Source organism: Halocynthiibacter namhaensis, from assembly GCF_000812685.1.
Taxonomy (GTDB): domain Bacteria; phylum Pseudomonadota; class Alphaproteobacteria; order Rhodobacterales; family Rhodobacteraceae; genus Halocynthiibacter; species Halocynthiibacter namhaensis.
Map to the genome: position 1 here is coordinate 1 of NZ_JWIF01000046.1, position 6,472 is coordinate 6,472.

At 49.8% G+C, this 6,472-nt stretch carries 5 protein-coding genes; all 5 read right to left on the reverse strand.

The window, feature by feature from the left end; all coding sequences use genetic code 11:
- On the reverse strand, window positions 1–653 hold a 653-nt coding region (locus RJ38_RS07165; RefSeq protein WP_202903873.1), incomplete at its 3' end, for a hypothetical protein.
- A 110-nt stretch (window positions 654–763) separates the two neighbouring features.
- The gene (locus RJ38_RS18075) at window positions 764–3,106 is read right to left on the reverse strand and encodes a Tle-like phospholipase domain-containing protein (protein WP_156121796.1); all 2,343 of its coding nucleotides are present in this window, start codon (window positions 3,104–3,106) and stop codon (window positions 764–766) included.
- 209 nt (window positions 3,107–3,315) lie between these two features.
- On the reverse strand, window positions 3,316–5,388 hold the full coding sequence (locus RJ38_RS07175; RefSeq protein ID WP_052245264.1) for a type VI secretion system Vgr family protein: 2,073 nt from the start codon (window positions 5,386–5,388) through the stop codon (window positions 3,316–3,318).
- A complete protein-coding gene (locus RJ38_RS07180) occupies window positions 5,388–5,693 on the reverse strand; it encodes a hypothetical protein (RefSeq protein WP_039018203.1) in 306 nt (101 codons plus the stop codon). The genes RJ38_RS07175 and RJ38_RS07180 overlap by 1 nt, the downstream gene beginning before the upstream one ends.
- Before the next feature lie 137 nt (window positions 5,694–5,830).
- A complete protein-coding gene (locus RJ38_RS07185; protein WP_039018204.1) occupies window positions 5,831–6,346 on the reverse strand; it encodes an Hcp family type VI secretion system effector in 516 nt (171 codons plus the stop codon).
- Window positions 6,347–6,472: the final 126 nt, after the last annotated feature.

Genomic DNA, 6,472 nt, shown 5'->3' on the forward strand with positions numbered 1-6,472 from the left:
TCCTTCAGGTATCGTTCCAATGTGGCAAAAACCACATCGATTTGTTCTTGCGTGGATCCTTGAAAATATCCAGCGTGCGCAATCCGGAACATGATTTCTCCGAACGTCACGCCTGCTGAACTAACCGCCATCATATCAAAATAACTTCGGTTGTGGTGCCCTCTTGAATTGAAAACTTCAAGCCAACCATCAGCACCATGCTGTAGCAATAATAAGACTCCAGCTAAGTTATCATGAGCCCGTGCAAGTGGCGTTGAATAAGTATTGTCTCTTGTATATGGCACATTTGGGTCGCCACCATTCTCAAGATAAAGCTTCAAGAACGGGATGCCTGGGCCGTAATCCGCAAAAGGACGCAGTGAAGGGCCTTCGCGCATACGCAAAGCGTTAAACATCATCTGTCCGTTATGATAATTGACATCTGCCCCACCCGCTATCAGTGCCTCAGCCATCGGGACGTTTTCATACCTTAACGTGTCATTCAGAAGATAAGACAAAGTCCGCGTTTCGCTGTGGTATAATTGACTCAAAACGTCGGCACCCAACCCCTGAATTAATTCGATATTCGGTTCTGTTCCCTCACGAATGGCCAATGCAATTTCTCGGACAGCGTCAGGGGCATCTGCATAGGTTTGCGCAACTTGATCTGTCATGGCTGTGATCCGTTCTTGTTCTGCTTGAGTGGCCTGTGCTGCCTTTTGGGAAGGTGCGACCCAATAGAAATATGCAAATATTATAAAGGCGGCGAGAGGTATCAATTTTTTCATTGGTCTTCCTCTGGAGGGCGTAAAAACGTAGAGCTTGCGATATCACCGGGATGGTAATGAGCGCTAAGCTTAAACAATTCAAGCAAGCGAACACCTTCTTCCGATAACTCGCCAGAGAGTTCACTTAGCCCAGCATAAATATCATAGAGGTTTTTCGCGGGTACGACATAATCCACCCAACTCTCTCGGTCTTCAATCTTCTGGCTGGCAACTTCCATAAGGTAATTAACGGCCTCTTTTACAAAAGTATTAAAATCGACGGCTCGGTTCGCCATGCCCGATAGTGCGCTAATATGGGGGCTTTCTATCTGGACAGGTTCAACATGTTTGAATGTCGGCATGGTCAAATCGGCTATGCTTTGTTCTTCCGGCGCGCCGCCCGTTGCGACATCCTCTAAAGCGCTGTTTGTAAAAGCGGGATGGACCAAACCAACGGGACGCGTACCAGATCCCGTGTTACGCAGATTACCTTGTGTTCCTAACTGCCTGGTACCAATTTTATAATTAGGGGACATAAACCGTGTTTGTTTTTGCAAAGGAAACAGATGCGGCAAAAGCTGACCATCAGGGACATCAGGCGGCGGCCCACCGGTTATGTTTGGGTATGGAGGCAGAGGCGTATCAAAATGTTGTTGGTGGTCTGCATCGGATTCAATTGGAAAAGGACCGGGGCTGATGCCTTGCCGATTATCATAGATGCCAACCGCATTTGGCAGCACCGTATTCTGCCCCCAACGCAGTACATCCCAGACAAAAGGCATAGCTCCCGGTGTTTGTGCCGTACTGAGTAATTCACCGCTGACTTGTTTGGCTTCCACCGGAATGTTTAGTCCGTCTGCACGAGTGGCTTTTGCAATGTCGCGCGCAGTGATCGCATGTAGACCTGCTGCATTAAAATGCCTTGATCCCAATTTAATGTCTGGATGCTCTTTATGACAATAGAGTGACGCGGCTTGAGCAAGCCCACCCCCTAGGGAATGGCCTACAATATTCAAGCGATTTCCAAAATATTTTGCAGTTTCGACAGCGCGATCGACTGCCTTAATTACGCCTTCGTATTGCGCCCCAATACGCCCCAATGACTGCGTCACATTTGCCCCCCAATCTCCCATTTCATCATAATGCAATGTCGCACGCGCAAAGTAACGAACCCGAAGTTCCGCCCCAGACAGCGTGTTTAGTAATGCGTTGATTGAGGGCGCATCCACCGCCATATCACCAGGTGAATTCAAAACGGTTTTTGCATTGCCCAAATTTAGTTCATCTAGTTGATCCTGAAACTCTTGCGGCATGCCTTCACCGTCGGGAAGCCACTCAACATCTGTAATGCGAGCAAAGTCCTGAACACCTTCGACTATTGCTTCACCAACGTTCAAAACCCCCTCGCCAAGCCTTATAGCGTCTCCGAGAACACCTGGTGTATCTCTTAAGGCGTCCAGCCAAGTGGTAACGTCTTCGGGGGGCGTGACCTCTTCAGATTTTGCCTGGGGATCGATTTCTCCCGTCACATGCTTTTCCCAATCTTCGCCCAGATACATAGGAAAAAACAAAGTGAACCTGTTCAGAATGGTCTCCCCCGCCGCGCCGCCTAAATGATCATTCTTACGCAAATAATACTCTGCGCGGATATGTAATCCCATTGCGAGGCTTCGGAATTCTTCCTTGTTTGGTTCAGATCCCCGAAACGATAAAACGGGTGGGCAAGTTGGGTTACCTTGCGCATCATGCTTTTCTTTTGGTGCATAAAAGCGGCAAAACATACCCGAATCTTGTGTGACAACATCAACATCGAGAGTCGTAGCCTCTTCCCATGTTCGGTCTGTATTCTCCGCGTTGCTATCTTGCTTTGCATCTGGCGTGGACCCAGTGGCAGAAAGTCCCATATCCCACACACGATCCCAATGCGTATCAATCTCTTTATATTCTTCACGTATTGCTTCAGGGAAATGCTCCGGAGGCGTATTATACACATCAAAAGCCATAAATCCGGCCTTACGCAGGCAAGGATTTCGATCTTGAGCTCCAAGGATGATTGTTGGGGCATCGCTGCTGCGCGTATAACAGCCACATCTTTGTGCATACTGGATAATCCGCTCAGCATTCCTACGATGTCCACTTGAAGTCATCTGCGCCACTTTATCACGCACTGTACCTGGCGCGCCTCCCGCGAATTCATCGCTTACATCATAGCGACCTGCATCGCCCGCATTGATTGCAGCGTAGATTTGCAACAAGCCATCACCTGGCTTCACTCCCGTTGCGTTAAGATATCTCACAACTGCGCCGTTAGGACCCAACTGACTTTCAATCGGGTTTTCCCAATCAACGTCAAATTGCACGGCCTGCTCTTCGCCGAATTGTATCAAACCACGATGTCGGCCCCACTTTGTTGTGGGCCCCCAGATTAATGGATTAAAGGAACCTGCCGTTTCATATGAGATTGCTGTGGCAAGGTCTTCCGGTACAACGCCTAAGGCAGCGGCAGCCTCAATTATCCCAACCCCGACGCGAACTAGAGGTCTCTCTAAGCAGAGATCGCAAATTCCCATCAGTTTACTTTCACAACATCAGCAAGAAGCTCAACCAAATCAGTGCCAACATTGAAGATTTTCTTGCCATTCACGCGTATAATGCCATCACTGGTCAACGTAATTTGTGAGGCACCACAGGTGAGCATGATCTCGTCACCAGCTTCGATGTGAATGTTGCGCTTTGCGTAAAGATCGTAGTCAGTCCCGACATTGGTTGACTTACGTTTTGCAACGTCTTCATGATGTGTTTCGCCAATTGATTGAACTTTATTTTGCTCAACGGAAATTGCAAGATTCCCTTGCCCACGTTCAGATTTGCCCGGCATCCCCACACGAAGCGCAACATGCCCTATACCTTGGGTGTCCTTCGATGCGCCCGAAGGGCTAATGGTTCCCGCATAAGCGGGTCCCACACGAACCTCCATGTTTCCGTCGACCACTTGCATCAGGTTATTGCCTATTTCTGAGGACTTATTGTAACCGATAGATTCAACCTTATTGATATTTACACGTTCGGATTGATTATGTTCGATTTTTTCATTTCGGTCTTTCTGTGCATGAAAGAAGATCTCTTCTTTGCCTTCTTCGTCTTCAAACCGCATCTCATTAAATCCCACACCTTTATGTGTTTGGGATTTAATGCTCATCCGCGTTTTGTTATCGGGTAATTTATACGGCGACTTGTTATTGGCGTGATAGGTTCGCCCCGTGACAATCGGTTGATCCGGATCGCCTTCGAGGTAGTCAACTATGACCTCGTGGCCGATGCGGGGGATGGCGATGGAGCCCCATGTGCCGCCCGCCCAGTTTTGGGAAACACGCACCCAGCAAGAGGAATGCTCGTTTTTCTCCCCGTAGCGGTCCCACGGGAAAAATACCTTCACGCGGCCATGTTCGTCGCAATAGATTTCTTCGCCCTCAGGGCCGGTTACTGTTGCTATTTGTGGGCCGTCCACCAGTGGTTTACGCACCAATGGTGGACGATACGGTAGGCGTGCAGGCATGGTGGTGAAACTGGCACTATAGGTGGTCGGTGCGGATCCTGCATCCTCTTGCAAGGCAGCGCTTTGACGGCCGGAATGGCGCACACTCAGCAGAAAATGCGAGGCGTTGACCTTAGCGTCGTCATGATCGCAGATCGAGAAGTGGAACCCCGCGCAAAGATGGATGTTGTTGGTCACGCCTTGACCCGTCGTGGCATCAACACGCACGCTTTCCATGCGGTGCTGGGTGAAGTCGCCGCCAACAGTGCTTGGGTTCTTGTAACGACCCGGATGATCATACAGCTTATAGTCGGCGGACAACCCGTTATCTTCCTGCTTCATCCGTGCTTCATTCATCCGTGCAGTCGGGTTCTTGAACGTATAATCATTCATCTCATAGTTGGAAGACCGTAGCCGTTCATGCTGCGAGAATGCAGAAATTGCGTTGCCTTTCAACTGCCCGCCAGATTGAGCGTTATAGGTGATCAGTGGCGCGGCAGCCAATACGGGCGTGGTCAGTGGAGCATCGGTAATGATTAACGTATGCGCATCAGTGCTGTGTTCAAAGAAGTAGAATACGCCTTCTTCGCCCAGCAAACGCTCAACAAACGCCAGCGCTGTTTCACGATATTGCGTACAATATTCTCGCGGTTCGTGTGTGCCTGCAAGTCGCCAGTCAACATTGATGATATTATGCTCTTCCAGAACCTGCTTAATGATATCAGGCACAGTTTTACTCTGCCAAATACGGCTGTCAGATGTGTGCGCAAGACGCTGCAACGCAGGGCGTAGAGTGACCGAATAGAACGTGCGCCGGATGCCGCTATCACCGCGAGACACCTCAGTGATAATCCCGTTCAGAAAACGCGGTGCGTCGTATTTATCATAAATCCCAAGGCAAGCCTGCGTGTCCATCAAAGCGTGCAGATCGATATCCGCATCCTCAGAGGCAAGTTCGATGTTGATTTCAAACGGAGCGTTAACCGCCTCATTTGCGGAAAACCCAACCACCACAAAACGGCCCTCATTGGCGGTAAAACCAAAGGCGATATCCTGATCTTGGTCGAGAAAACTCTGGGCAAGTTCCATCACAGCAGTGCCATCCATTAAAGGGCGTCCTTATTTGGGGGGATTTCGTCGCGGGTCGCTGGTTTCGCGAACCTCGCGTATAATTTGGTCAGGCGCGTGAAAATCGCTTTCGGTGACCACGTCTTTGGTGCCACCTCAGGTTCCGGCGTGCAGAGGATCTCAATTGGGGCAGCAACCTCTGTTTCATTTCGCACGGCCCGCGCGAGACGGATAATTTCTGCCTTGCTAAATTCCTGCGGTTCAAGATGTGCAAAAACACCATCAGCCGCCTCGACGGGGTCAGGGCGGCGGCGGACGCGATCAGGAACGATATCAATCTTCATTCAAATACCTTCAAAGGCAGGGAAGCAACGCGATACGGAATGCGGCACGCTAGACTATTGAAGGCGGTCCTCTGTGGGCGAGGACCGCCTCTCCCAACGGCAATGTGAGGGCACATATTACAGTCAGGATCTCTGTTTTAAGACTGAATTGGGGCGCGCCAATCGTCGGAACCGGACGTGCCAGCCACAACATGTTCCCACATGATTTTGCGGTACGTCATCTTGATATCAACCAATTGTGTGTAATCGGTCATCGCTGGGTCTTTGGCGTGTGGCATCGCAGTGTTGATGTCCACGATCAGTGCTTCTTCAAGCTGCGTGGTGAAGAAATGCACCTGTTCGGACGCTTGTGTGCGGTACCATTTTAGCTCAACATTGGTCAAAAGTTCGCCTGTGACCAATGCGTTATACATCAGTGGCACAGCCTTGTTCAAAGAACATGTGAAGGTGAATGGCTGGTGAATACGTGTGCCGGTCGGGTTGCCGGATTGCGGGTCACGCGGGGTAATCACGCCGTGGTCAAACGCTTGAACCATGATCTCGTCTTCATGGCCCGCTTGCCATTCATTTACGATTGAATCAAAGGTCGTCGCGCCTTGTGAGATGAGACCCTGGGTTTCCCCTTCGATGGTGAGATAGGCTGGCATTGGCATGTGGATATGCTCCTGAATTTAGCAAATGGAACGATGTGAAATCACCGCTTGTCAAAACGATGCGTCAGGAGGCTGTGCAGAAAATATAGTTAATTTAACTTTTTTCAAAAAGCACAAAAATTGACG